24 protein-coding genes and 1 riboswitch are annotated in these 24,709 nt (G+C 65.0%); of the genes, 5 read left to right on the top strand and 19 right to left on the bottom strand.

Annotation, left to right across the window (positions count from 1 at the left end; genetic code table 11):
* Positions 1–245: 245 nt before the first annotated feature.
* Positions 246–761 (top strand): GcrA family cell cycle regulator, encoded by a 516-nt coding sequence (locus tag HL671_RS00770; protein WP_012041073.1) that lies wholly within the window; start codon positions 246–248, stop codon positions 759–761.
* Between the two features lie 127 nt (positions 762–888).
* Here HL671_RS00770 and HL671_RS00765 read toward each other — a convergent pair whose 3' ends face one another.
* The 4 genes from HL671_RS00765 to HL671_RS00750 form a co-directional block, all read right to left on the bottom strand.
* On the bottom strand, positions 889–2,196 hold the full coding sequence (locus tag HL671_RS00765) for an ATP-binding protein (RefSeq protein ID WP_012041072.1): 1,308 nt from the start codon (positions 2,194–2,196) through the stop codon (positions 889–891).
* 29 nt (positions 2,197–2,225) lie between these two features.
* Positions 2,226–3,281: a lysylphosphatidylglycerol synthase domain-containing protein gene (locus HL671_RS00760; RefSeq protein ID WP_012041071.1), complete on the bottom strand. Its 1,056-nt coding sequence runs from the start codon at positions 3,279–3,281 to the stop codon at positions 2,226–2,228.
* A 484-nt stretch (positions 3,282–3,765) separates the two neighbouring features.
* On the bottom strand, positions 3,766–4,071 hold the full coding sequence (locus HL671_RS00755; RefSeq protein WP_012041070.1) for a hypothetical protein: 306 nt from the start codon (positions 4,069–4,071) through the stop codon (positions 3,766–3,768).
* A 4-nt stretch (positions 4,072–4,075) separates the two neighbouring features.
* Positions 4,076–5,470, bottom strand: coding sequence for an OmpA family protein (locus tag HL671_RS00750; RefSeq protein ID WP_012041069.1), 1,395 nt, complete (start codon positions 5,468–5,470; stop codon positions 4,076–4,078).
* Positions 5,471–5,635: 165 nt separating this feature from the next.
* On the opposite strand from HL671_RS00750, the gene HL671_RS00745 reads away from it, so the two are divergent.
* Together HL671_RS00745 and HL671_RS00740 are read left to right on the top strand one after the other, a co-directional pair.
* The gene (locus tag HL671_RS00745; protein WP_012041068.1) at positions 5,636–6,694 is read left to right on the top strand and encodes a polysaccharide deacetylase family protein; all 1,059 of its coding nucleotides are present in this window, start codon (positions 5,636–5,638) and stop codon (positions 6,692–6,694) included.
* A 112-nt stretch (positions 6,695–6,806) separates the two neighbouring features.
* Positions 6,807–7,616: an SDR family oxidoreductase gene (locus HL671_RS00740; protein ID WP_012041067.1), complete on the top strand. Its 810-nt coding sequence runs from the start codon at positions 6,807–6,809 to the stop codon at positions 7,614–7,616.
* 65 nt (positions 7,617–7,681) lie between these two features.
* Here HL671_RS00740 and boxB read toward each other — a convergent pair whose 3' ends face one another.
* The 4 genes from boxB to HL671_RS00720 all read right to left on the bottom strand — a co-directional run bounded on the left by boxB (position 7,682) and on the right by HL671_RS00720 (position 13,479).
* Positions 7,682–9,133: a benzoyl-CoA 2,3-epoxidase subunit BoxB gene (boxB, locus tag HL671_RS00735; protein WP_041750301.1), complete on the bottom strand. Its 1,452-nt coding sequence runs from the start codon at positions 9,131–9,133 to the stop codon at positions 7,682–7,684.
* Between the two features lie 116 nt (positions 9,134–9,249).
* Positions 9,250–10,938: a 2,3-epoxybenzoyl-CoA dihydrolase gene (gene boxC, locus HL671_RS00730; protein WP_172235324.1), complete on the bottom strand. Its 1,689-nt coding sequence runs from the start codon at positions 10,936–10,938 to the stop codon at positions 9,250–9,252.
* A 96-nt stretch (positions 10,939–11,034) separates the two neighbouring features.
* On the bottom strand, positions 11,035–11,838 hold the full coding sequence (locus tag HL671_RS00725; RefSeq protein ID WP_172235323.1) for an alpha/beta fold hydrolase: 804 nt from the start codon (positions 11,836–11,838) through the stop codon (positions 11,035–11,037).
* A gap of 120 nt (positions 11,839–11,958) precedes the next feature.
* The gene (locus HL671_RS00720; protein WP_172235446.1) at positions 11,959–13,479 is read right to left on the bottom strand and encodes a benzoate-CoA ligase family protein; all 1,521 of its coding nucleotides are present in this window, start codon (positions 13,477–13,479) and stop codon (positions 11,959–11,961) included.
* A 128-nt stretch (positions 13,480–13,607) separates the two neighbouring features.
* Here HL671_RS00720 and HL671_RS00715 point away from each other — a divergent pair, with 128 nt between their 5' ends.
* Positions 13,608–14,528, top strand: coding sequence for a helix-turn-helix transcriptional regulator (locus HL671_RS00715; protein ID WP_012041062.1), 921 nt, complete (start codon positions 13,608–13,610; stop codon positions 14,526–14,528).
* A gap of 193 nt (positions 14,529–14,721) precedes the next feature.
* On the opposite strand, the gene HL671_RS00710 is transcribed toward HL671_RS00715, so the two are convergent.
* The 6 genes from HL671_RS00710 to HL671_RS00685 form a co-directional block, all read right to left on the bottom strand.
* Positions 14,722–15,183, bottom strand: coding sequence for a DUF4231 domain-containing protein (locus HL671_RS00710; RefSeq protein WP_012041061.1), 462 nt, complete (start codon positions 15,181–15,183; stop codon positions 14,722–14,724).
* A 77-nt stretch (positions 15,184–15,260) separates the two neighbouring features.
* The gene (locus HL671_RS00705) at positions 15,261–15,638 is read right to left on the bottom strand and encodes a hypothetical protein (protein ID WP_012041060.1); all 378 of its coding nucleotides are present in this window, start codon (positions 15,636–15,638) and stop codon (positions 15,261–15,263) included.
* 140 nt (positions 15,639–15,778) lie between these two features.
* Entirely contained in the window at positions 15,779–16,984 is a 1,206-nt protein-coding gene (locus HL671_RS00700) for an agmatinase family protein (protein ID WP_012041059.1), read from the bottom strand.
* Between the two features lie 41 nt (positions 16,985–17,025).
* Positions 17,026–17,799, bottom strand: a complete 774-nt coding sequence (locus tag HL671_RS00695) for an ABC transporter ATP-binding protein (RefSeq protein ID WP_172235322.1) — start codon at positions 17,797–17,799, stop codon at positions 17,026–17,028.
* Positions 17,799–18,620 (bottom strand): ABC transporter permease, encoded by an 822-nt coding sequence (locus tag HL671_RS00690; RefSeq protein WP_012041057.1) that lies wholly within the window; start codon positions 18,618–18,620, stop codon positions 17,799–17,801. Before HL671_RS00690 ends, HL671_RS00695 begins: the two co-directional genes overlap by 1 nt.
* Positions 18,621–19,028: 408 nt before the next feature.
* A complete protein-coding gene (locus HL671_RS00685; RefSeq protein WP_172235321.1) occupies positions 19,029–20,099 on the bottom strand; it encodes a putative urea ABC transporter substrate-binding protein in 1,071 nt (356 codons plus the stop codon).
* A 75-nt stretch (positions 20,100–20,174) separates the two neighbouring features.
* A riboswitch (guanidine-I (ykkC/yxkD leader) is annotated at positions 20,175–20,277 on the bottom strand.
* Positions 20,278–20,493: 216 nt separating this feature from the next.
* On the opposite strand from HL671_RS00685, the gene HL671_RS00680 reads away from it, so the two are divergent.
* Positions 20,494–20,844, top strand: coding sequence for a hypothetical protein (locus HL671_RS00680; protein ID WP_012041054.1), 351 nt, complete (start codon positions 20,494–20,496; stop codon positions 20,842–20,844).
* A gap of 8 nt (positions 20,845–20,852) precedes the next feature.
* Here HL671_RS00680 and HL671_RS00675 read toward each other — a convergent pair whose 3' ends face one another.
* The 5 genes from HL671_RS00675 to HL671_RS00655 form a co-directional block, all read right to left on the bottom strand.
* Positions 20,853–21,002 (bottom strand): hypothetical protein, encoded by a 150-nt coding sequence (locus HL671_RS00675; RefSeq protein WP_012041053.1) that lies wholly within the window; start codon positions 21,000–21,002, stop codon positions 20,853–20,855.
* 295 nt (positions 21,003–21,297) lie between these two features.
* Positions 21,298–22,002 carry an ABC transporter ATP-binding protein gene (locus HL671_RS00670; RefSeq protein WP_012041052.1) on the bottom strand — a complete coding sequence of 235 codons (705 nt, stop codon included), beginning with the start codon at positions 22,000–22,002 and terminating at the stop codon, positions 21,298–21,300.
* Positions 22,003–22,018: 16 nt separating this feature from the next.
* Positions 22,019–22,789: an ABC transporter ATP-binding protein gene (locus HL671_RS00665; protein ID WP_012041051.1), complete on the bottom strand. Its 771-nt coding sequence runs from the start codon at positions 22,787–22,789 to the stop codon at positions 22,019–22,021.
* The gene (locus HL671_RS00660; RefSeq protein ID WP_012041050.1) at positions 22,782–23,729 is read right to left on the bottom strand and encodes a branched-chain amino acid ABC transporter permease; all 948 of its coding nucleotides are present in this window, start codon (positions 23,727–23,729) and stop codon (positions 22,782–22,784) included. Before HL671_RS00660 ends, HL671_RS00665 begins: the two co-directional genes overlap by 8 nt.
* Positions 23,726–24,643 (bottom strand): branched-chain amino acid ABC transporter permease, encoded by a 918-nt coding sequence (locus tag HL671_RS00655; RefSeq protein WP_012041049.1) that lies wholly within the window; start codon positions 24,641–24,643, stop codon positions 23,726–23,728. Before HL671_RS00655 ends, HL671_RS00660 begins: the two co-directional genes overlap by 4 nt.
* Positions 24,644–24,709: the final 66 nt, after the last annotated feature.

The raw sequence follows: 24,709 nt of genomic DNA, 5'->3' as shown, positions 1-24,709 counted from the left end.
AATGTGTGGACTGTGGCCTCCGACTCTTGCGCGGGAGTCACGCCATATTGTAGCGTTTTCAGCGTCGAGTACGACATCTCGTGCGGCAGTTCCGATCCCTCTAGAAGTTCTTTGTTCGCGTAACGTCCGGGTGCTTCACGCGCTCCCGGCGAGGGATAAGGGATTCTGCCGTCAGGGATTTTCTTGAGACAGATATCGCAGCGCCGTCCCAGAATTGGCCGGCGCAACGCGAAGGGAAAGGTTCGATGACGGTACTGACCTGGTCCGACGATCGCGTCGAGCAACTGAAAAAACTCTGGGAAGCCGGGCTTTCGGCCAGCCAGATCGCCGCGGAACTCGGAAACGTGACGCGCAACGCCGTGATCGGCAAGGTGCACCGGCTGGGTCTGTCAGGCCGCGCCAAGAGCCCGGCGACTGCAGCCCCGCGCCAGCGCAAGGCGGCCCGTCCGGCTCAACCGATGATGCGGGTGGCGCGTCCGGTGGCACGCGGCAACACCGCGCTCGCTCAGGTTTTCGAGGTCGAGGCAGAGCCCGATCCAGTTGCATTCGACAATGTCGTGCCGATGAATCAGCGGCTGTCGCTGCTGGAGCTCAACGAGGCCACCTGCCATTGGCCGGTCGGCGATCCGTCGAGCCCGGATTTCTTCTTCTGCGGCGGCAAGGCGCTGGCCGGCCTGCCCTATTGCGCGCAGCACTCGCGCGTCGCCTATCAGCCCGCGGCCGATCGTCGCCGCCAGCCGGCGAAGTCAAGCCCACGCTGAGGGCCCGGCACGCACGGGCGATGAGGTTGGATCCGCATCGCCCCACGCGCTTCACCTCCCCGGCCTCAATTTACAATGGCCGATGAGGATCGACCCGGCGCACGCCGGCTGGGCGCGCCTCGGTGGATTACGCCGCTCGCGCGGGCTTCGACTGCGGGAAGCACGCCGTGAAGGCAGCGCCCTTGCGCGGAACGCTTTCGATCAGCAGCCGGCCGCGATGGCGGTTGAGAATGTGTTTCACCAGCGACAGGCCGAGCCCGGTGCCGCCCTGCGCGCGACTGTCACCGACATCGACGCGATAGAACCGCTCGGTCAGGCGCGGCAGATGCTCAGGCGCGATGCCCGGGCCGAAATCGCGGACCTTGACCCGGATTTCCGGCGTCCCTTCGCCGGACACCGCCTGCTCCAGGGACACGATCACGCGCCCCCCCGAGGCGCCATATTTCAGCGCGTTCTCGATCAGGTTCTCGAACACGCGCAGCAGCTCCTCGCGATCGCCGGCGATCGTCACCGGCGCGTCCGGCAGGCTGGTCTCGATCTCCACCTGCCGCTCGCGCGCCAGCGGCTCGAGCCCATCGGTGACCTGGCGAATGATGGCGACCATGTCGACCATGGTGTGGGGCTGAACATGCGCCGACAGCTCCACCCGCGACAGCGACAGGAGGTCGTCGATCAGCCGCGCCATGCGGGTGGCCTGGGTATGCATGATGCCGAGGAAACGCTCGCGCGCCTTGGCATCATCCTTGGCCGGCCCCTGCAGCGTATCGATGAAGCCGGACAGCGCCGCGAGCGGCGTGCGTAGCTCGTGGCTGGCATTGGCGACGAAATCGGCGCGCATCTCCTCGACCCGCCGCAGCGGCGTCAGATCGTGGAACGTCATCAGCATGCATTTGTCGGTGCCGCCAAACGCCGTGGGCACCGGGACGGGGGTGATGATCAGCTCCGTCCAGCGATCGACCGGCACGTGATCGTGATAGGTGGCGCGCCTCAGCTCGGTCGAAGCAATCGCCTCGCGCAGCGCGGTGATGATCTCGGGCGTACGCAGCGCGAATTGGGCCAGCTCGCCCTTGCGCAAGGCGGGCGCGAGTTGCGCCGCCGCCGCATTGAGATGGATGACGCGTCCGGCGCGGTCGAGCAGCACGGCCGGCACCGGGATGCCGGCCACCACGGCGCTGACCGCGGCGGCCTCGACCGGGTTGGCGTGGCGCTCCTCCTCGCGTTTGGCCACGGCGCTGTGCAGCCGCCACGGCACTAGGGCCGCCCCCGCAATGCATAGGAATACCGCCAGCGCCCGGAACGGCAACAGCTCGTCGAGCAGCACCAGCCCGGTCAGGGCCAGCGCGGCCGCGAGCAGGATGATCGCGGAATGGCGCAGCCGGTCCGGCCAAGGGGCGAAGAATGTCGGGGGAGCGTCCGAGGGAGAGTCAAGAGCCATCGCGTCCTACTCGTCTCCCATTGTTGCTTTCAGGCTCCGGAATCGCTGCGCTTCCTCACATAAGCGGCTTCGGGCGGGGGGCTCGGATCGAGGCTGAGCGCCGCCTGACGCAACCGCTTCGACCTCGCGCTGATGATGACCTCCCGAAACGTCAGCAAGATTACAGAAATGAGGAAGGGCGCCAAATAATACAGCATCCGGAACAGCAGCATTCCGGCCAGCAGCTCCTCACGGTCCATCTGCCAGAGCCCGACCAGCATCGCGGCGTCGAACACGCCGAGCCCGCCGGGCGAATGGCTGGCGAAACCGAGCAATGTCGCGGAGACGAAGATGACCGCGACCACGACGAAGCCGAGATTGGGCTCGTCCGGCACCAGCACATACATCGCGAGCGCGCAGAAGCCGAGATCGACAATGCCGATCGCGATCTGCAGCAGGGTCAAGGGGCCGCCCGGCAGCACCACGGTCCAGGGCCCGCGACCGACGACGCGCGGCTTGGTCCAGACCCAGGCGACATAGCCCATCAGCCCGACCAGGATGGCGATGGCCGCCAGCCGGTTGACCCAGGGCGGCAGTTGGTCGATCGAGGCCGCCGCCTCCGGATGGTAGCTGATGCCGAGGCCGAGCACGGCCGCATTGCCGAGCCAGAAGGTGAGGCCGGCGAGAAAGCAGATCTTGGCGACGTCGATCGCGTTCAGCCCATGCGCCGAATAGATGCGGTAGCGCACCGCGCCGCCGGTGAAGACGCTGGCGCCGACATTGTGGCCGATCGAATAGCTGGTGAACGCGGCGAGCGCATTGACGCGGTACGGCACATGGTCGTGGCCGATCGTGCGCACCGCGAACAGATCGTAGAATGTCAACGTGAAATAGCCGGCCGCGACGAACAGCGCGGCCAGCGCGATCTGATGCGGCTCCGTGCTCTTGATGGCCTCGAGCACCTCGTAAGTGTCGATGCCGCGCAGCATGTGATAGAGGACGTAGCAGGCAATCGCGATGACGGCGATGCTGATCAGCACACCGAGCTTGTGCAGGACTTGCTTCTCGCGCAGGAACGTGGCCGCTCCGCGTATGGCTTCAAGCATCTACACCTCTAACCGTGACAACATCACGATGACTGGGCTCGGCACGGGGCCCGAAAGCCGCCGCATCACCTGCGCATACAACGCCCTGGTAGCGCGTTTCGACGCATTGGGGAACACGGGCCATGTGAACCGAAACCACCGCATGGCTATACTTAGCAGGCTTCGCGGAAATGCGATGCACCGTTTTGCCGCACATGCGGCGAAGCTGCGGCGCCGACCAACTTGCGGATCCCCGGTTAAACTTCGGTGAGGAGCACCGCTCTCCGGGCTTTCCGGGGGGACGGGGATGGCCATGATCAGACGATAAGCGCCCGCTGCCGCTTTGACAGGCTCGGACGTCGTCAAACCTTCGTGTCTGCAGAGCACCGTCGGCCTTGCGCCGGCGATGACGCGGCGCAGCGCGAGCCGGGGCGCGACGCCTCGCCGGAGAATGGTCGCACGTCCCGCGGCGGCCGGACGGAGGGGATTTGCCGTCCCGAGGGGCTCAGGCAGCGGATTTGGTCCGCATGCTGCGGACCACGACCAGGGCGCGCAGCCAGGTGCCGATGGCGCAGCCGACCAGATAGGGCACGAACAGCAGCAGCAGCAGCTCGAGCCAGTAGCCGGCCCGGCCGGGGATCAGGCAGGCCACGGCGGCACCGACCAGGATGGCCGCGAGCGCCGACAGCAGCAGCATGACCGGGCGCGACACGCCGGGAGCCCGATGCACCACGGCCACCCACCCCATGGCGAGCCCGATGGCGAAGGCGCCGGCCAGCCAGCCCCAGTGGAAGGCAACAAGATAGGCCATGTCGTCACCTCACCAGGAATTCGATGCGCCGGTTCTGCGCCCGGCCGTCGCCGGTGTCGTTGGAGGCGACCGGCTGGGCGCTGCCATAGCCGACCGCCGTGAAACGCTCGGCCGGCAGCCCCGCCTTGACGAGATAATCCACCACCGCCTGGGCGCGCTTTTCCGACAGCGCCTGATTGGCCGCCGCGTCGCCTTCGGCATCGGTATGGCCGGCGATCTCGACATTGGCCGCGGGACAGCGCATCGCGATCTCGACCAGGCGGTCCAACAGGCCGGTGGAGTCGCGATCGAGATCGCTGCGGCCGGTCTCGAAGCGGATCCGGGCCTTGCCGAGCAGGTCGGCGAACAGCTGCTGGCACACCGTCGGATCGACCGGGGCCGCAGCGGGCTTGACGGTGATGTCGGCCTTCACCTGCCAGCCCTGCGGCACGTCCTTGGCGAGCCCGGTGCGGATCTGCCCCGCGGCCGCATCGTACAGCGCATCGCCGGAGATCTTGATGTCGCGATCCGACACGACCAGCGTGCCGGTCGACAGCCGCGACAGCGCGCCAAGCGCCGGCACCACCGCATTCACGAAATTCGCCGGCGCACCGACGCTGTTCTTGAGATTGTCGACGACCTTCTCGCTGAAGAATTTGCGCGACGACGAGCCGACCACGACAGCATGGATGTTCTCGTCGGGCACATTGCCCGACAAGGTCACCGTGACCGCCACCGGGTCCTTATAGGCCTGGAAGATGTAGGGCGGCGCCTTGACCTCATTGCTGGCGACCTTGAAGCCGTCCGGCAGCTTGGCCAGCGCCGCCGCGATGGCCTCGCGGCCGCCGAGCTCGCGCGCCATGCCCGTCAGCGACACCTCGCCATCGGAGATCGTGAACTTGCCGTCCTTCAGCCGGCCGATCTGGCCGATCAGCAGCAGCGCGGCGTCCTCGAAATGCGGCGGCGCGCCGCGCGCCAGGCTCATCTGATCCGCGACCTCACCGCCCTGCAGCGCGGAGCGCGTCGCCTCCACCAGCTTGCCCTTGAGCGCCGGCAGCGGCGCATTGCCGCCCAGGGTGACGCGGACGACATCGCGTTCGACCGACCACACGAAGGGCTTGGCTTCCGGCACCAGCCGGGTCTCGTCATTGACGAGGCGCACGCCGGGCACGGCATCGACGGCCGCCACCGCGTCACGGCGACCGGCCTCCGAGAATGCATTGGCACGCAGCGCCACGTCGCGGCCATCGACCGTGATGCTGGTCTTGTCGAGCACGGAGCCCTTCAGTGCGGCTGAACTGCGGCCGGCGAGATCATTTTCCAGGGGAACGGTGCTGGTCCAGGCCGCGAAGCCCCAAAGCACGACAAGCGGGATGACGCCGGGCCACCATTTGCCGCTCCACCTGAAAAGTCCGCGCATTCGTCATCCGTCGCATCGAGGAAGCAGAGAGAAAACAAACCCTTGCATGCCTGTCAAACCGAAATGAGACGAGATTTCCGGTATCCTGTAAGGCCGCGGCTAAGGTTTTCTTCAGCGGTTTGTCGGTAACGTTGTCCCGACCACCCACCGGGCCGCTTATTTCAGATGAGGCGATTTCGCAAAAGTTTTATTCGCGCCGGCCTGGAAGCGCTGTATCTCAGCGGCGCGCATGTCTGGTTGCGCCCGATTTTCTCCGGCGTGGGCGCGATCTACACGCTGCATCATGTGCGGCCCCGCCGCACGGCAGAATTCCAGCCGAACTGTCATCTCGAAGTCACGCCCGAGTTCCTGGGCCAGATGCTGTCGCATCTGCGCGACCATGAGATCGACATCGTCACGCTCGACGAGCTGCACCGGCGCCTCGTCTCGCAGGATTTCTCGCGCCGGTTCGCCTGCTTCACCTTCGACGACGGCTATCGCGACAACCGCGATTTCGCGCTGCCGGTCATGCGCGCTTTCGGCGCCCCTTTCACGATCTATGTGACCAGCGATTTCGCGGCCGGTGTCGGACGGCTCTGGTGGGTCGCATTGGAACGCCTGGTGGCCAAGGCGCAGCAGATCGAGGTCGAGATCGGTGGCCTGCGGCTCCGGCTCGACGCGTCCACCCAGAGCGCCAAGTGCGCGACGTTCCAGCGCCTGCACGATTGGCTGCGCTCGCTGCCGAGCGAGCATGACATCCGGCGCGAGATCAGCGCGCTGTGCGCCGAGCACGGCATCGACGAAGCGGCGATTTGCCGCGAGCTCTGCCTGTCCTGGGACGAGCTGCGCGCGCTGTCCGCCGAGCCGCTCATCGAGATCGGCGCGCACACCGTGAGCCATTGCAGCCTCGCCAAGCAGACCGAGGAGATGGCCCGCAGCGAAATCACCGAGAGCCGCGCGCGGATCGAGGCCGAATTGCAGCGGCCGGTGCTGCACATGGCCTATCCCTATGGCGACCGCGCGGCGGCCGGGCCGCGCGAATTCGTGCTGGCCGCGGCGAGCGGCTACAAGACCGCTGTGACGACCCGTCCAGGCATGATCTTCCCGGAGAGTGCCGATCACCTCACGGCGCTGTCGCGCGTGTCGCTGAACGGCCACTACCAGGACCCCCGCGTGCTGCCGGTGCTCACCTCCGGCGCCGCCACCGCGATGTGGAACGGCTTCCGCCGCATCGACGCGGCTTAGACCGTCCAGCGTTCCGGCGCGACTGCACGCCTCTCCTCCCGCGACTGCGTCTCACTTGACAGTGACGACAGGCAGCCTCCACAAGCGCAGCCGATAAAGAAAGGGAGGCACCATGCTCAAGAACCTGTTCTCACTCGATGGGCGCATCGCGCTCGTCACCGGCGGCTCGCGCGGCATCGGCAAGATGATCGCAGCCGGCCTGCTCGCGCAGGGCGCGGCGCGGGTCTACATCACCGCGCGCAAGGCCGGCCCGTGCGAGGAGACGGCCAAGCAGCTGACGGCCGAATATGGCGGCGAATGCATCGCGCTTCCGATCGACATCTCGACGATGGCCGGCATCGATAGGCTGGCGGCGGAGATCAAGCAGCGCGAGCCGAAGCTCGACATCCTGGTCAACAATGCGGGCGCGGCCTGGGGCGCGGATTTCGACGAATTCCCGGAGAGCGGCTGGGACAAGGTGATGAACCTCAACGTCAAGACGCCGTTCTTCCTGACCAAGGCGCTGGCAGCTCCCTTGCGTGCAGCCGCGAGCGCGGAGCGTCCGGCGAAGGTCATCAACATCGCCTCGATCGACGGCATCTTCGTCAATCCGCTGGAGACCTATTCCTACGCGGCCAGCAAGTCGGGGCTGATCCATCTGACGCGGCGCATGGCGGCGAAGCTGATCCACGACCACATCGTGGTGACCGCGATCGCGCCAGGACCGTTCAAGTCTGACATGAACAAGGCCGCGCGCGACCATGAGGACGAGGTCGCCAAGCGCGTTCCGGCGGGGCGCATCGGCACCGACGAAGACATGGCCGGCACCGCGATCTTCCTCGCCTCGCGCGCGGGCGACTACGTGGTGGGGAATACGATCGCAGTCGACGGCGGCATCGTCTACGCGAACCCGGGCATTCCGGGTGCGGGCTGGGATAGTTAAAAAAGGGCGAGTAGCGATTAGGTCATATCCCTATTCGCTACTCGCCACTCCCTATTCGCACCTCATCAGGTCTCGATCTTCACGTATTCGAAATCGCCCGGCTTGTTGTCGATGCCGACCTTCGGCGGGGCGATCCAGGAGGCGTATTCGCCGATCTCGGTGACGGGCCTCATCAGCGAGGTGATGTAGGCGCCGTCATCGGTCGAGGGCAACCAGTCGCCCTTGCGCTTGGCCCACGTGCCCTCGTCGATCAGGATGCCGTCGGGCGTCGCATGCACGTCCTTGAACTCGCCGATGGCGCGGTGGAAGGCGACGTGCGGCAGCTTGAGCTGGAAGTCGTAGCCGGCGGTGGTGATGATCTTGTTCCAGCGCAGCAGCCCCTTGATGCAGTCCTGCGAATAGTCATCGCGCAGGCGCATATTGAGCGCGGTCAGCGCCGGCTCGTCGACCAGCTTGATCTCGCCATCGACGAACTTCAGGACCGGATAGGTCGAGTTCTTGAGCTGGTGATCGTCCTGGATCTGGGTCTCGTGATAGCGCCCCTTGATGCCGGCATTGAAGGCGTTCGCGGCGTTGGTCGAAACCTCCGAGCCGAACAGATCCAGCGACAGCGTGTAGTGCAGGTTCAGCTTCTTCTGGATGGTCGGCAGATCGATGACGCCGAGCGCGCGCACGCGTGCGATGTCGGTGGGATCATCGATGCCGGCGGCGCGCATTGCGTCGACCGTGCGCTGGATGACGCGGCCGACACCGGTCTCGCCGACGAACATGTGGTGCGCCTCTTCGGTGAGCATGAAGCGGCAGGTGCGCGACAGCGGATCGAAGCCGGACTGCGCGAGCGAGTGCAACTGCATCTTGCCGTCGCGATCCGTGAAGTAGGTGAACATGAAGAAGGACAGCCAGTCCGGCGTCTTCTCGTTGAAGGCGCCGAGCATCCGCGGGCTGTCCGCGTCACCCGAGCGGCGGCGCAACAGCTCGTCGGCCTCCTCGCGGCCGTCGCGGCCGAAATATTTCTGCAGCAGATAGACCATCGCCCAAAGGTGACGGCCCTCCTCGACATTGACCTGGAACAGATTCCGCATGTCGTAGAGCGACGGCGCAGTCTTGCCGAGATGGCGCTGCTGCTCGACCGAGGCCGGCTCGGTGTCGCCCTGGATCACGATCAGGCGGCGCATCAGCGCGCGATATTCACCGGGGACCTCCTGCCAGGCCGGCTCGCCATAATGCTCGCCGAACGGGATCTTGCGGTTCTCTTCCTGCGGCGCAAGCAGAATGCCCCAACGATAATCGGGCATCTTGACATAGTCGAACTTCGCCCAGCCGCGCGGATCAACCGAATAGGCCGTGCGCAAGTAAACCAGCGACTGCTGGAAACCCTCCGGGCCCATATCGTTCCACCAGTCGACATAGCCGGGATGCCAGCCCTCCAGCGCCTTGAGGACCTGACGGTCCTCGGCCAAATTCACGTTGTTGGGGATCTTGGTGCTGTAGTCGACGTTCATGATATTCATATTCATCGCCGTGCTCCCTGGCGGGGCGAATAGCGAATGGCGAGTAGCGAATGGAGCAACGGCCCGCTTCGCAACACCCCCATTCCCTATTCGCTACTCCCTATTCGCTCTTCTCTGCTCGCTCAGACTCTTGTCATATCGTAGTTCGGCCGCTCGCCGGTGCCGTAGCGCCGGAGCGCGCCCTCCTCGCCGACCGCGTTGGGGCGCTGGAAGATCCAGTTCTGCCAGGCGGTGAGGCGGGCGAAGATCTTCGATTCCATCGTCTCGGGACCGGCGAAGCGCAGATTCGCTTCCAGACCCGTGAGACTGTCGGGCGAGAAGCTGGCGCGTTCCTCGAGAAAGACGCGGATCTCGTCCTCCCAGTCGATGTCGTCGAGCGCGAAGGTGACGAGCCCGAGCTCCTCGGCCTCCTCGGCCTCAAGCGGCTTGCCGACCTGCTCGTGCACGCGCGCGAGCCCGTTGGGATCGTCGAGGAAGCGCGACTGCAGCCGGGTCAGGCCGTGGCTCATCGGATAGGGGCCGAAATTCATCGCCGACAATTCGATCGCCGGCGCCGGACGGTTGTCGCCCTGGATGGTGCCGATCAGCATGTAGGAGCGGTCCGAGGCAAACACGAGCTCGGCGAGCGTCCCCGCGAAGCAGGAGCCGGGCTCGACCAGCGTCACCAGCGTGCGCGACGTGACGTCGATGCGCTTGAGCACGCGCTTCCAGTAATGCCGGATCTCGTTGACCAGCCAATGCGTCTTGTTGTCGTCCAGGAACGCATCATAAGCGAGGACCTGGGCGCGGTCGCCATGCGACTTGAACACCAGCATCGCGATGCCGAGCTCGTTGATGCGCAGGTGCAGGATGGCATCATCCAGCTCGCGCGCGACCTGCAGCGGCCAGAACGAAGCGCCCTGCCCGATCATTCCGTCGATATCGGCCGGCGGCGCGGCTTCAGGCGCCGCGATGGTGATGGTCGCGATCCGCGCCGTGCGGTCGATGTCGACGTTGACGAAGCCGTAGCGCACGCTGGTGGCGTCGATCACGCGCTTCAGCGGGGTAAGCTCGACGCCCTTGCCGCTGCCGTTGCGCTTGGAAGCGGCCGCAAACTCCTTGGCGCGCTCGGCCACCTTGGCCTCGACCTTGGAGTTCGGCGCGATCTCGTCGACCAGGCGCCATTGCACGGCGCGCTTGCCCTTGACGCCCTCCTCCGTCGTGCAGAACGCGTCCGCGCGATCGCGGCGCACCTTGCGCTTGTCGACGACACGCGTCAGGCCGCCGGTGCCCGGCAGCACCGCGAGCAGCGGCACCTCCGGCAACGACACCGAGGACGAGCCGTCATCGGCCAGAATGATGTGATCGGTGGCGAGCGCGAGCTCATAGCCGCCGCCGGCCGCGGTGCCGTTCACGACCGTGATGAAACGCTGGCCCGAATTCTCGGATGAATCCTCGAAGCCGTTGCGGGTCTCGTTGGTGAATTTGCAGAAATTCACCTTGTGGGCATGGGTGGCGCCGGCGAGCATGCGGATGTTGGCACCGGCGCAGAACACGCGCGGCTTGGCCGAGCGCAGCACCACGACCTTGACCTCGGGGTGCTCGAAGCGCAGCCGCTGGACGGCGTCGGCGAGCTCGATGTCGACGCCGAGATCGTAGGAATTCAGCTTGAGCTGGTAACCCTCGAACAGGCCGCCATTCTCGTCGACATCCATGGCAAGCGTCGCCACCTCGCCGTCGATCGACAGCTTCCAATGACGATAGCGGGAGGGATCGGTCTGGAAATCGATGAACGTCTTGCCTCCCGCGAGCACGCGGTCTTCCCCGGCCATGAGTCACCCTTGCGTTGGTGGGCTTATCGTTAAGATGCACAATAATTCATGTTAAGACCTGCGTCTACCGCAAAAAGCCGAAACATGCATTTTGTTTCATGTTCCAGACAGCGAGGCCGGCAAGGTGGCCGCGGCGAAATCGGCGATGACGCGCAAGGTGGCGTCCGGCGCCTCGCGATGCGGGGAATGGCCCGTCTTGGGCAGCATGGTCAGCTCGACCGGGCAGTAGCACTCCTCCTGGATGATCTCGACCTGGCGGATGGTGCCATACTGGTCATCGATCCCCTGGATCACGGCGACCGGCACGCGGATGTAGGCGAGGGCGTCGGTGATGTCCCAGGCGCGGAAGGCCGGATCCAGCCAGGCGCCGTTCCAGCCGTAGAACGCGTTGTCGACATCCTTGTGCCAGCGTCCGAGCTTGGCGCGCAGCTCGGTGGTCTCGTAGGCGGTCTTGATCGCCGCGATCGAGGACACCGAGACGTCCTCGACGACGACATGCGGCGCGATCAGCACGATGCCGTCGAGGCGATGATCGGCGTGGCTGCCGGCATAGATCGCGGCGATGGAGGCGCCGTCGGAATGGCCGATGAGCAGGCCGCGCTGGAGGCCGATCCGGTCGAGCAGTTCCGGCAGCACCTCGCAGGCCTCGCGCTGCATGTAATCGAGCGGCCGAGGCAGCGACACCGGGCTCGAGGCGCCATAGCCGGCGCGCGAATAGGCAAATACGGCGGCGCCGGTGGCTTGCTGAAGCTTGTCGGGGAAATCGCCCCACAGGCCGACGGAGCCGAGGCCTTCATGCAGCAGCACAATGCATGGTGCATCTGACGGCTGCGGACCGATCAGACGATATTCGAGCTGGGCGGAATTGATGGTGAGCAAGCCCTTGGCTTGGAGCGTCATGCGCAGCCCTCTCCTTCGTCATGGCCGGGCTTGACCCGGCCATCCACGTCTTTCTTCCTCGCAGTGGAATGGATGGCCGGGTCAAGCCCGGCCATGACGACAACGACAAGCAGAAGCCAACTACGAGCCGGCCCCCTCGCGCAGCTTGAAGCGCTGGATCTTGCCGGTCGCGGTCTTCGGCAACGCGTCCACCACCTCGATCCAGCGCGGATATTTCCACGGGCCGATCTTCTGCTTGACGTGCTCCTTCAGCGCTTCGTGCAGCGTTTCGCGATCCACGCTCGGCCTCAGCACAACATAGGCCTTCGGCTTCAACAGCCCTTCCGGATCGGCCTCCGGCACGACGGCCGCTTCGAGCACCGAGGGATGGGTCATCAGTGCGCTCTCGACCTCGAACGGCGACACCCAGATGCCGGAGACCTTGAACATGTCGTCGGAGCGGCCGCAGAACGTGTAGCGCCCCTCGGCGTCGCGGACATATTTGTCGCCGGTGCGCGTCCAATAACCCTCGAAGGTCGCGCGAGTCTTGTGGCGCTGATTCCAATAGCCTTCGCCGGCGGACGGCGCATGCACCAGCATCTCGCCGATTTCGCCATCCGGCACGTCCAGGCCGGCCTCGTTGACAAGGCGCACCTGATAACCCGGCACAGGACGGCCCGACGAACCGTATTTGATGTCACCGGGGGCGTTAGAGAGGAAAATGTGCAGCAGCTCGGTCGAACCGACGCCGTCGAGGATATCGACGCCGAACCGCGCCTTCCAGGCATGACCGACGGATTCCGGCAGCGCCTCGCCGGCCGAGGTGCAGATGCGCAAGCCGCTGCCGGCCGTCTCATGGCGCAGCGACTCATCGTGCAGCATGGCCGCAAACAAGGTCGGCACGCCGTAAAAGATCGTCGGGTTGTAGCGGTTGAGCAGCTTGAACATCAGCGCCGGCGTCGGCCGCTCAGAGTTGAGGATCGTGGTCGCACCGACCGACAGCGGAAAGGTCAGCGCATTGCCGAGTCCATAGGCGAAGAACAGTTTGGCTGCGGAAAAGCAGACATCGCTCTCGCGGATGCCAAGCACCTGCTTGGCATAGGTCTCCGCCGTCGCAGCGAGATTGCCATGCAGATGGCGGACGCCTTTCGGCATGCCGGTGGAGCCGGAGGAGTACAGCCAGAACGCCGGCTCGTCCTCATGGGTCGCGACGGTGTCGAACTGATCGCTCTCGCGCGCGAGCTCCTCGGCGAGCAGCTTGTGGCCGAGCGCATGGCTGCCGGAGACGACCACGCAGTCGAGATCAGGCATCCGCCCGACGATGTCCTTCACCACCGGATAGAGCGGCTCGGAGACGAACAACACGCGCGCGCGGCAGTCCGCAAGCACATAGGCGTATTGTTCGGACGTCAGCAGCGTATTGAGCGGCACGGGCACAATGCCGGCGCGCATCGCGCCGAGAAACACCGCGGGGAAATCAACCGTATCGAGCATGATCATCGCCACGCGCTCTTCTCGGCGGACGCCAAGGCGGCGCAGCATGTTGGCGACACGGCAGGTCTGCTGCTGCAGGCCGCGATAGGTCAGCTCGGAGATTGTGTCGGTGTAGGCGAGCTTCTCGCCACGGCCCGCCTCGACATTGCGGTCAAGCAACCATGACACCGCATTGTATGACCCCACGGCGTCCCTCCCCCGATATTTGAATTATAATTCATAGAAGGCCACCAACATCGCTTGCTGTCAATCCTTCCCGGCATTATGTTTCCTAGTCACAAGAGTGCCTCAGGGATATGACGCGAGACAGCGACGCCCCGCGCGACGACGGCCAGTCCGCGGCCGAGACCGACTTCCTCGACCAGCTGGGCCAACGGGTGCGGCGGATGCGCGGCCTTGCCGGCATGTCGCGCAAGGTGCTGGCCCAGGTTTCCGGCATTTCCGAACGCTACATCGCCCAGCTCGAAAGCGGCAAAGGCAACGTCTCGATCGTGCTGCTGCGCCGGATCGCCAACGCGATCAACGCGCCGCTCGACGACATCATTCCCGGCAGCGAACCGTCGCCGGACTGGCCGGTCATCCGGGACCTCCTCAAGAAAGCGAGCCCGAGCCAGATCGCCGAGGTCAAGGATCTGCTCGCGGGCGGCGCGTCGGCGCCGCTGCGGCGTTCGTTCTCCGGCATCGCACTGATCGGCTTGCGCGGTGCCGGCAAATCGACGCTCGGCAAGATGCTGGCGGAACGGATCGGCTGGAGCTTCGTCGAATTGAACAAGGAGATCGAGCGGCAGAACGGTCTGTCGGTTGCGGAGATCATCGCGCTCTATGGCCAGGAGGGATTTCGCCGCATGGAGCAGGCGGCGCTGCAACAACTGCTTGCGCGCAAAGAGCTGATGGTGCTGGCGACCGGCGGCGGCATCGTCTCCGAGCCCGTCACCTTCGACCTGATCCTCAACGCGTTCTACACGATCTGGCTGAAGGCCAAGCCGGAGGAGCACATGGCGCGCGTGCGCGGCCAGGGCGATCTGCGGCCGATGGCCGATGATCGTTCGGCGATGGCCGAGCTGCGCAACATCCTGGTGAGCCGCGAGCCGCTCTATGCGCGGGCCAATGCGGTGGTCGACACCGCCGGACTGACGGTCGAAGCGGCCGCGGCGCGGCTCAGCGAGGTGGTGCAGCCCGTCATCGCCAACGAGGCGCGGATGTTCGCGCGGGGGTGAGCTGGTCCTTCGGCATTTTAGAAATCAATCAGTCACGCTTTCAAGGTCATTCCGGCGGATTTGTCACTGCGCAGACGCAAAGCCACCGTGGGGTGGCGATTAACCGGAATCCCGAAGTGATCAAGACCCGACACAAGGTTCCGAGTTCAATACGTTCGGCCTTGCCCTGAAATGACAAGAGCGGCAGGCTGAATCAGCCACCCGTTGCGGCGATCGCGCGGTCGTGCGCTTCGAGGATCGTCTTCAGCTTTTCCTTGGTGTCCTGCACGTCAGCGCCGGTTTTCTCGTCCAGCAGCAGGCGGTTGAGCGCGCTGTGAGTCAGCCGGTTGGCGACCCATTTGCGCTCAAAGCCGAGCTTTGACTGCACTGTCGAGATGATGGTCACGCAAAGCGACAACACCGTCGCCACGGTCTTCGCATCAAAACCGAAGATGGCGCTGCTGGTCTGCGATAGCACCGCAGCCGTGGCACTGAACACCACGACGCAGACCGTGGATCCGTGATTGGCGAAGCTCCACAGCTTCTGCCCCCGGTTGCTCCAGCGCAGCGCATCGCTCAGTGTGCGCGCGACGAAATCCGCGCCCGCTTCCTGCCCATGTCCGTTGGCCATCGTTCCCTCCCCCGTCGCGCCGGCTGGAAGGCCGACACAGCCCATGATTGAGGGACAATCCAACGACAATGTCCGGCTTCGCGCAAGCACGAGCCGGCCGTGTGAGCGGAAGACGTCGCAGATCAGCCCCGGGTCTCGAGCTCCCGCAGCTCCGCATAGGTGAGCGGCGTCAGCCCGGCGCCATCGAAATAGATGAAGCGCAGACGACGCCGGCGGGAGATGAAGTTCGACGGCAGCGGATCGTAGCGGAAGGTGCCGCCGCCAAGATGCGGCGTCAGGCTTCCCACATCGGTGAGCGCATCGATCTCGACACGCAGCAACTTGAGGCTCGCACCGTCGCGCAGGATCTCGAACGGAATGCGCGCGAGCCGCAGGAAGCTGGTCGGATCGGGCGCGGCGATGAAGCCGTCGACGAAAGCGGCTTCGACCTTGTCGAGATCCGGCTCGACCACCGCGACAGGCCTGGCGCCCTCCGGCTGATGCGGCGTCTGCCACTGCACGGGAGAGCGGCCGTGCGGATGGTTATGCCCTGGGCCGTGCGGCGGGTGATCGTGATCATGAGGATGATCATGATCATGCGAATGGCCGTGGTCGTGATGATGATGGCCGTGATGGTGGTGATGATGACGCATCGCGGGCCTCAATAGCTGACCGGCTTGTTGATGATGTGCTTGTGGCTGCCGAGCTTGCCATGCGCGACCATCGAGCCGAGCGCTTCCACGACGACGCGGACGCCGATCAGCGCGGTGATGTCGGAGGTGTCGTAGGGCGGCGAGACCTCGACCACTTCGAGGCCGCACAGGCCCTCGGCCGCGACGAGGCCGAGCAGCTTCAGCGCCTCGCGCGGCAGGAAGCCGCCGGGCTCCGGCCAGCCGGTGCCAGGCACGAAACCGCAATCGATGGAGTCGACGTCGAACGAGATGTAGACGGCGTCGGCGTCCTTCCAGGCCAGTTCGAGTGCGATCTCGGCGGTCTTCTCCAGACCGATCTTCTCGATGTCGGCGATGGTCAGCACATTGGTGTTGCGCTTACGCGCGACCTCGACGCCCTCGCGCGGCACCTGCCAGCCGCCGATGCCGAGCTGCACCAGATTGGTCGGCGACACGTTCGGCAAATTGGTCGCCCAGTACCAGGGCGTCGTGTGCATGCGCTCGTCGAGATCCTTCTCCTGGATATCGATATGGCGGTCGAAATGGATGATGCCGATCTTCTTGTCGGTGCATTGCGCGATGCCGCGCACGCAGGGGAAGCCGATCGAGTGGTCGCCGCCGAGCATGATCGGCAGCGCGCCGGACGAGAACACATGCGCGACGCCGCGGCTGATCTGGTCGAAGCTCTTTTCCAGATTGGCGGGAATCGTGAAAACGTCGCCGGCATCGCACAGGGTCATCTGCTCGCGCAGGTCGACGCCGAGCTCGTAATTGTAGGGCGTGTAGAGCGCGGAGATGCGGCGGATGCCCTGCGGCCCGAAGCGGGTGCCAGGGCGGTAGGTGGTGCCGGAATCGAAGGGGATGCCGATGACTGCGGCGTCATATTTCCCGACGTCGCGGACGTTCTCGACATAGGGCGCCTTCATGAAGGTGTTGATGCCCGCGAAATGCGGCAGCTCGCCGCGTGCGAATGTGGGGATGTCGCGATCGGTCAGCGTGTCGGCGCCGGGCAGGCCCATGTCGAGCGCCCATTGCCGCTCCTTGCGCCAGCCATTGCTCGGCAGCTTGCCTTCGGCCTCCAGCGCCTGCCAGCCTTGCGTGGCCATCTTGTCGAAGTCCGGATGGTGACGGCGCAGGCTCCGGCGATGACCTTGTAATCCGGCATGGCGCGTGCGGCGCATGGCTGGGAACGACATGAAGACTCTCCTTCGTTTCTTTCGACGTTTCTTGGGGCTGACTATTGCGCCGCCTGCGCGCTGGCACGGATGAAGCCGAGCACGGGCACAGGACTCTCGCGGGTGAGATCGAGATCGTAGGTGATGCGGGCGCCGAACCGTTCGGGCGCCTGCGGATCCTTGCGGGGACGGTCGAGCGCGATCAGCCGCGTCGCCAGGCCGAACGCCTCCTTGATGTCGTGGGTGACCATCACGATGGTCATCTTGTGCTCGCGCCACAGCGGCTTGATCAGCGCATGCATCTGCGCGCGGGTGCCGGGATCGAGCGCGCCGAAGGGCTCGTCGAGCAACAGCACGCGCGGCTGCTTCGCCAGCGCCTGCGCGATCGCCAGCCGCTGCTGCATGCCGCCGGACAGCGCGCTCGGATATTTGTCGCAGTGAGCGCCGAGACCAACGGCGTCGATCAGCGCGCGGCTCCTCTCCACCGCCTGCTTGCGCGCGGTGCCGAACAGCCGCGCCGTGAACGGGCGCGCCGCGAGCTCATAGCCGAGCAGCACATTGCCGAGCACGGTCAGATGCGGGAACACCGAATAGCGCTGGAACACGATGCCGCGGTCGGGCCCCGGCTCGGCCGGAAACGGCTCGCCGTCGAGCAGCACGGCGCCCTGGCTCGGCCGCTCCTGGCCGAGGATCAGCCGCAGGAACGTGCTCTTTCCCGCGCCGGACGGACCGACGATCGACAGGAAGGTGCCGGAGGTGATCTCGAGATTGATGCGCTCGAGCACGACCTGGTTGCCGTACTCGACCCAGACGTTGCGGAAGGACAGCGTGCTCATCAGCGGCTCGCTCCCGCATACGCCCAGGGAAAGGCGCGCTGGCCGAACCAGATCAGCGCGTAGTCGAAGATGTAGGCGAGCAAGGTGATCCAGACGACGTAAGGCAGGATCACGTCCATCGACAGATAGCGCCGAACGAGAAAGATGCGATAGCCGAGCCCGACATCGGAGGCGATGGCCTCCGCCGAGATCAGGAACAGGAAGGCCGGCCCGATCATCAGGCGCAGGCCCTGGATCAGCCGTGGCATGATCTGCGGCAGCACCACGCGGATCGCGACCTGCCAGGTCGAGGCGCCCAGCGTCTGCGCCTTGATCAACTGCTCGCGCGGCATGTTCTGCACTTCCAACGAAAGATCGCGGACCAGCGTCGGCGTGACGCCGATGATGATCAGCACCACCTTGGAGAGCTCACCGAGGCCGAACACGATGAACAGCACCGGCAGCACCGCCATCGGCGGGATCATCGACAGCACCGCGACCAATGTGCCGAAGCCGGCGCCGGCGATCGGCAGCAACCCGATCGCAAGCCCGAGCACGAGACCAATCACCGCGGAGATGCCGAGCCCGAGGGCGAGGCGCTGCAGACTCGCCGCGGTGTCCGACCACAGCACGTAGTCGCCGGAGCGGCGATCCGGCTCGGTGGCGAGCCGCTTCGACGTCGCGACCATCTCCGAGACCGGCGGCAGCAGCTTGTCGTCGGGATTATCCGCGCGCCGCTGTGCCGAGCCGACCACGTAGATCAGGGCGATCAGCAGGAACGGCAGGAACGCCAGCAACAGCCGGCTGCCCCGGTTCGGAACGACGTTCATGGCACGCGGCATTGCGAAGCTCCCTCAATCCTCTCCATGGCGCGATGGTCATGGTCCATGTGCAGCGCCGACCTTGGAGCTCACCCTCTCCATGAGCACGCCGACAGCGTGTTCATGGTCAACGTGCAGCACCGGTCTCGGTGCCGGCCCCTCATGGTGAGGAGCCCGCGTAGCCCGGATGAGCGAAGCGACATCCGGGTTCACACGCGACGCCTCGTGAGACCCCGGATATCGCGTCCGCCTTCGCCCTCCAGGCTTCGGCTTCCGCTCATCCGGGCTACGATCCGCCCCCTCATGGTGAGGAGATGGGTGAGCGCCGTCTCGAACCATGAGGCCCGGTCGGGGCCTCATCCTTCGAGACGCTTGCTACGCAAGCTCCTCAGGATGAAGGGAGATGCTGTTGGCACGACGATGGATGGATCAGAGCTTCCCGTCGGCGGCCATCTTCATGTAGGTCGGATCGAAGCGCAGCTTCACGTTGGTCGTCGAACCCAGCGCCTTCGACGGCGTGGAGATGCCGACCGCATCCTTCGACTTCACGTTCTCGCCGAGCAGATTGTGGTCGAAGCAGAAGGTGCGGACGTGATCCATGATCTTCGGCAGCTCCGGCCCGGTCATGAAAGCAAGCGCGTCCTTCGGCTCGTAATACATGAACGTGGTCTTGAGCTGGGTCTCGAAGCCCGCGAGATCGGTGCCCGACAGCTTGGCCATCGCCTCGCGCGCGGCCCTGCCCTTCTCACTCTGGTCTTTCATCAGCGCGATGGTCTCGTACCAGATGCCGACCAACGCCTTGCCGAGCTCCGGATTGTCCTTGAGCGTGGCGCTGTTCACGACCAGGAGATCCTCGATCTCGCCCGGGATCTTGCTGGAGTCGAACACCAGCGTTGCGCCGGGCTCGGCCTTCACTTCGAGCAGCTGCGGGTTCCAGGTGACGACCGCGGTCGTGTCCGGCGACTTCGCCGCCGCGACAATATCGGCGTCGGACGTGTTGACCGTCTTGATGCTCTTTTCCGAGAGCTTCACGGTCTCCAGGCCGCGCGCCAGCAGATAATGCGACACCGAGAGCTCGACGAGGTTGACCTTCTGGCCCTTGATATCTGCCAGGGTCTTGCCCTTCTTCAGCACCACGCCGTCATTGCCGTTGGAATAGTCACCCATGATGATGGCCGACGTGTCGACGCCGCCGGCAGCCGGAATCGTCAGCGCATCCATGTTGGTGACGGTCACGCCGTCGAACTTGCCGGCGGTGTACTGGTTGATCGATTCGACGTAGTCGTTGATCTGGGTGACCTTGATCGAGATGCCGTATTTATCGGCCCATTTCTTGACGATCCCGGATTCCGCGGCATAGGGCCACGGCATCCAGCCGACATAGATCGTCCATGCGATGTTGAATTCCTTCTTCTTCTCAGCGAAGGCCGGCGACAGCGATGCGGTCGCCAGGGTCGATGCCGCGAGCAGGGCAACAAACAGATTTCGTGCTTTGAACATGTCCAGTCCCTCATCGGTTTTGTGACCTGCGGACTGGCAAAGACAACCTCGAGCCTGCCAAGCGCGGCCACTGAGGTCTCCCGGGTTTTTATCCCGCCGTGCACCAGGGCTCTCCCCTGGCGGCTGCTCTCGGACCAGCGTTCTCATCGAGAGAACCGGAACCCTAGCTGCCAACTCTGAACATGAGATCAGCAATCCCCGTGCCAGAGAAAAATGCTTGCGATTCAACACGAGCAATCGCACGCTGTGCCCAAGAAATTGGCAGCACGAATTGAAGTTGGGCGATGGGACCATCGGCCGGCGTGAGTCATGTGCCGGGCATGAACCCGACGGCGCACGCAGGCGACCTCATCAGACCAGCATCAACCGACACGCTTTTTGGGGTTTCGTCGACATGATCAGGTTGTCCCGGGTCGCACTTGCATCGGTTCTGGCTTTGAGTCTCTCCGCCGGAGCCGCCGTCGCGCAGAACGCGCCTGCCGCCGATGCGCCGGCCCAACCTGCCCCGGTCCAGCCCGCGCCCGCCGCAAGCCCCGCCCCGGACGCAACGCCCGCACCGGCCGCCTCGGCCGACAAGACGGGTGACGCCAAGCCGGCCAAGGAGGCGACTGCGCCGAAGCAGAAGCGCACCAAGACCAGCACGCGCAAGGAGGTGGAGGACTCACTGCGCAGCGGTACCGTGCCCTCGCGCTACCGCAGCCGGGTGCCGAAGGAGTATCAGAAGTACATTCCATTCGCGCGCTGACGCGCCGCTCAGGGCGGTGTGAGCTTCACGATCACGCCGACGATCAGCATGAAGGCAAGACAGAGCAGTGTCTCGATGTCGGGGTGGTTCGACCAGAAGCCGCGCCGGCCGGATACCGGCTTGTTCTGCGCCTGGATGTCGATCGGATGCGCACGCATTTGCTCGACCTTTGATAAAAGGCAAAACAAACTACTACCTTGAGAGCATAGGCGCGGTCGGGGCGCATCTCAATGCGAAAAAACGGCGCATGTCAGCTTGGCTGCCGGATTCGACGACGAGCAAGCTGGCAGTGAGTTGCTCCGTCATGCCCCGGCTCGTCCCGGGCCTCCACGCCGTGCACAGGATGCCGAACGACGTGGAGACAGACAGGTACAGAACTCTGACTTTTTATGCGGGCCGCCCTCCCCCGCAAGTCGGGGAGGTGCAGACCACGCCTGCCGCAGAGAGTGACTATCAAATCCCGAGATAGCGGTGTTGCAGCTCGGGCTCGGCCATCAGCTGTTCAGATGTGCCGTGCCAGACGGTACGGCCCCGCTCGATAATGTAGTGGCGGTCGCAGATGCGGGTGAGATGCTCGACGTTCTTGTCGATCACCAGGATCGACTGCCCGCGCGATTTGAGCAGCGACAGGCAGTTCCAGATCTCCTCGCGGATCAGCGGCGCCAGGCCCTCGGTCGCCTCGTCGAGGATCAGCAGCTTCGGATTGGTCATCAGCGCACGGCCGATCGCCAGCATCTGCTGCTCGCCGCCGGAGAGCTGGTTGCCCATGTTGCTGCCGCGCTCGGCGAGCCGCGGAAACAGCGCGTGGATCTTGTCGAGCGTCCACGGATCGGCGGCGCCGAGCCGGTTGGTGGAGGCCGCCACGAGATTTTCGGTGACCGTGAGGTTCGGGAAGATCTGCCGCCCCTCCGGCACGAGGCCGATGCCGAGTTGGGCGATCCGGTAGGACGGCAGCTTGCGCGTTTCCTGGCCGCTGAAACGGATCACTCCGGCGCGGGCCTGGGTCAGGCCCATGATCGAGCGGATCGTGGTGGTCTTGCCCATGCCGTTACGGCCCATCAGCGAGACCATCTCGCCGGGACGGATCGCCAGCGACAGACCGAACAGGACCTGGCTCAGGCCATAGCAGGTCTCGATACCGTCGACCTCAAGCAGCATGGCGCTTGTTCCCTGATCAACCATGGCCGACCACCACGTGCTGATCGCCGAGATAGGCGCGCTTGACCTCTTCGTTCTGCCGGATCTCATCCGGTCTGCCCGAGGCGATGATCCGGCCATAGACCAGCACCGAGATACGATCGGCCAGCGCGAACACCGCCTCCATGTCGTGCTCGACCAGCACGATCGAGACCTCTTTGCGCAGCTCATTCAGCAGCTTCACCATGCGCTGCGACTCGGTGACCCCGAGGCCGGCCATCGGCTCGTCGAGCAGCAGCAGTTGCGGCTTGGTCGCGAGCGCGACCGCCAACTCCAGCTCACGCTGCTCGCCATGGCTCAGCTTGGAGACGAGCACGTCGGCGCGGTGGCCGAGGCCGACGCGCTCGAGCGCGGCGCGCGCGGCATCGCGCAGCGTCTTCTCCTTGCGCGCATTGGCAAAGAACCGGAATGAGTGCCGGCCGTCATGGGCCTGCGCCGCCAGCGCGACATTGTCCGCCGCAGTGAAGTCGGTCAGCAGCGAGGTGATCTGGAACGAGCGCGCGAGCCCCAGCGCGCTGCGCTTGTAGGCCGGGAAATGCGAGATGTCGCGGCCCCCTAAGAAGATGCGACCCGCATGCGGCGCGAGATGGCCGGTGAGCTGGCTGATCAAGGTGGTCTTGCCGGCGCCGTTCGGGCCGATGATGGCGTGGATCTCGCCCTTGGACACATCGAGGCAGACGTGATCGGTGGCGACGATGCCGCCGAAGCGGCGGACGAGATTGTCGACGCGAAGCAGCGGTTCAGCCACGGTTCAATCTCCCGAGCATGCCCATGATGCCGCCGCGGCCGAACAGCACGATCAAAAGCAGCAGCGGCCCCATGATCAGCGCCCAATATTCGGTGAGCTGCGACAGCACCTCCTCCAGCACCAGGAACACGACGGAGCCGACGACCGGCCCCATCAGCGTGCCCATGCCGCCCAGGATCACCATCACCATCAGATCGCCGGAGCGGGTCCAGTACATCACGGCGGGGCTGACGAAATCGGTGTTGTTGGCAAGCAGCGCGCCGGACAGTCCGCACAGCATGCCGGCAATGACGAAGCAGGCGAGCTTGTAGCGCTTCGACGGGAAGCCGATCGCCTGCATGCGCTGCTCATTGGAGCGCAGCCCCTGCAGCACCAGGCCGAAGCGCGAATTGACGATGCGCCAGATCAGCACCACGACCGCGAGCAGGCAGAACAGGCAGAGATAATAGAACTGCACACGGTTGCCGAGATTGATCAGGCCGCCGAAATCGCTGCGCTTGTAGACGGTCAGGCCATCGTCGCCGCCATAGCGGGCGAGGCCCGAGGCGACGTAATAGGCCATCTGCGCGAAGGCCAGCGTGATCATGATGAAATAGACGCCGCGGGTGCGCAAAGACAGCGCGCCGATCACCAGCGCATAGAGCGCCGAAACCGCGATCGCGACCGCGAACTGGGCCCAGCCGGAGCCGATGCCCTCCTGCGCCAGGATGCCGACGGCGTAGCCGCCGATGCCGAGATAGGCGGCATGTCCAAAGCTCATCATGCCGCCATAGCCCATGATCAGGTTCAGGCTGACGGCCGCCAAGGCCAGGATCACGATGCGGGTGAACAGCGTGAGGATGAAGATGTTGCCGGTGAGGTTCGAATAGACCGGCAGCAGCACGAGGCCGGCCACGACGAGGACCGCCACGAGGGTCGAGACGTTGAGCTGGGATTTCATCTGCGGTTGGCCGGGAACAGACCTTCAGGCCGCGCCACCAGCACGATCGCCATCAGGAGATAGATCAGCATCGACGACATTGCCGGCGCCGCAGTGGAGGCCGCGGCCGAGTTCAGCACCTGGCGCAGCAAATTGGGCAGGAAGGCGCGGCCCATGGTGTCGATGAGGCCGATCATGATCGCCGCGATGAAGGCGCCGCGGATCGAGCCGATGCCGCCGATCACGATCACGACGAAAGCGAGGATCAGGATGTTCTCACCCATGCCGATCTGCACGGTGAGGATCGGCGCCTGCATCAGCCCGGCGAGGCCGGCGAGCGCGGCGCCGAGCCCGAACACCAGGGTGTAGAGCAGCTTGATGTTGATGCCGAGCGCGCCGATCATCTCGCGGTTGGAGGCGCCGGCGCGGATCAGCATGCCGATCCGCGTCCGCATCACGCCGAGATACAGCAGCAGTGCCACCAGCAGCGCCACGACGATGATCGCCAGCCGATAGGCAGGATATTGAATGCCAGGCATGATCGTGACCGGGAACGCAAGCCACGACGGCAGCGGCAGCGCCAGTCCCGCAGGCCCCCAGATCAGCCGAACCGCCTCGTTGAAGAACAGGATCAGGCCGAAGGTCGCCAACACGTGGTCGAGATGGTCGCGCCCATAAAGATGCCGGAGTGCCGTGAATTCGAGCACGATGCCGAGCAGAAGCGTGGCACCGAGCGCCATCACGGCGCCAAGCACGAAACTGCCGGTCCAGGCCACGAAGGTCGCCGCGAAATAGGCGCCCATCATGTAGAGCGAGCCATGGGCGAGGTTGACAAGATCCATGATGCCGAACACCAGCGTCAGGCCGGCAGCCAGCAGAAACAGCAGCAGTCCGAACTGCAGCCCGTTCAGGAATTGTTCGACGACGAGAAGCATGCCCCTCACTTCACGCTCAAAAAGACGGCGGCAGAACCGTGTCAGGAGCTGCCGCCATGCCCGTCC

Source organism: Bradyrhizobium denitrificans (assembly GCF_013179005.1).
GTDB lineage: Bacteria > Pseudomonadota > Alphaproteobacteria > Rhizobiales > Xanthobacteraceae > Bradyrhizobium > Bradyrhizobium denitrificans.
This window is presented reverse-complemented; position numbering and strand designations above follow the sequence as displayed.

What these genes read in the sequence shown, in the direction of transcription:
- HL671_RS00765 (WP_012041072.1), bottom strand. Translation starts at nt 2,196, where the DNA reads ATGGCTCTTGACTCTCCCTCGGACGCTCCCCCGACATTCTTCGCCCCT.
- HL671_RS00680 (WP_012041054.1), top strand. Translation starts at nt 20,494, where the DNA reads ATGATCAGGTTGTCCCGGGTCGCACTTGCATCGGTTCTGGCTTTGAGT.
- HL671_RS00750 (WP_012041069.1), bottom strand. Translation starts at nt 5,470, where the DNA reads ATGCGCGGACTTTTCAGGTGGAGCGGCAAATGGTGGCCCGGCGTCATC.
- HL671_RS00740 (WP_012041067.1), top strand. Translation starts at nt 6,807, where the DNA reads ATGCTCAAGAACCTGTTCTCACTCGATGGGCGCATCGCGCTCGTCACC.
- HL671_RS00745 (WP_012041068.1), top strand. Translation starts at nt 5,636, where the DNA reads ATGAGGCGATTTCGCAAAAGTTTTATTCGCGCCGGCCTGGAAGCGCTG.
- HL671_RS00760 (WP_012041071.1), bottom strand. Translation starts at nt 3,281, where the DNA reads ATGCTTGAAGCCATACGCGGAGCGGCCACGTTCCTGCGCGAGAAGCAA.
- HL671_RS00715 (WP_012041062.1), top strand. Translation starts at nt 13,608, where the DNA reads ATGACGCGAGACAGCGACGCCCCGCGCGACGACGGCCAGTCCGCGGCC.
- HL671_RS00670 (WP_012041052.1), bottom strand. Translation starts at nt 22,002, where the DNA reads ATGCTGCTTGAGGTCGACGGTATCGAGACCTGCTATGGCCTGAGCCAG.
- HL671_RS00725 (WP_172235323.1), bottom strand. Translation starts at nt 11,838, where the DNA reads ATGACGCTCCAAGCCAAGGGCTTGCTCACCATCAATTCCGCCCAGCTC.
- boxC (WP_172235324.1), bottom strand. Translation starts at nt 10,938, where the DNA reads ATGGCCGGGGAAGACCGCGTGCTCGCGGGAGGCAAGACGTTCATCGAT.
- HL671_RS00675 (WP_012041053.1), bottom strand. Translation starts at nt 21,002, where the DNA reads ATGCGTGCGCATCCGATCGACATCCAGGCGCAGAACAAGCCGGTATCC.
- HL671_RS00655 (WP_012041049.1), bottom strand. Translation starts at nt 24,643, where the DNA reads ATGCTTCTCGTCGTCGAACAATTCCTGAACGGGCTGCAGTTCGGACTG.
- HL671_RS00770 (WP_012041073.1), top strand. Translation starts at nt 246, where the DNA reads ATGACGGTACTGACCTGGTCCGACGATCGCGTCGAGCAACTGAAAAAA.
- HL671_RS00695 (WP_172235322.1), bottom strand. Translation starts at nt 17,799, where the DNA reads ATGAGCACGCTGTCCTTCCGCAACGTCTGGGTCGAGTACGGCAACCAG.
- HL671_RS00685 (WP_172235321.1), bottom strand. Translation starts at nt 20,099, where the DNA reads ATGTTCAAAGCACGAAATCTGTTTGTTGCCCTGCTCGCGGCATCGACC.
- HL671_RS00660 (WP_012041050.1), bottom strand. Translation starts at nt 23,729, where the DNA reads ATGAAATCCCAGCTCAACGTCTCGACCCTCGTGGCGGTCCTCGTCGTG.
- HL671_RS00755 (WP_012041070.1), bottom strand. Translation starts at nt 4,071, where the DNA reads ATGGCCTATCTTGTTGCCTTCCACTGGGGCTGGCTGGCCGGCGCCTTC.
- HL671_RS00710 (WP_012041061.1), bottom strand. Translation starts at nt 15,183, where the DNA reads ATGGGCTGTGTCGGCCTTCCAGCCGGCGCGACGGGGGAGGGAACGATG.
- HL671_RS00690 (WP_012041057.1), bottom strand. Translation starts at nt 18,620, where the DNA reads ATGCCGCGTGCCATGAACGTCGTTCCGAACCGGGGCAGCCGGCTGTTG.
- HL671_RS00700 (WP_012041059.1), bottom strand. Translation starts at nt 16,984, where the DNA reads ATGTCGTTCCCAGCCATGCGCCGCACGCGCCATGCCGGATTACAAGGT.
- boxB (WP_041750301.1), bottom strand. Translation starts at nt 9,133, where the DNA reads ATGAATATGAATATCATGAACGTCGACTACAGCACCAAGATCCCCAAC.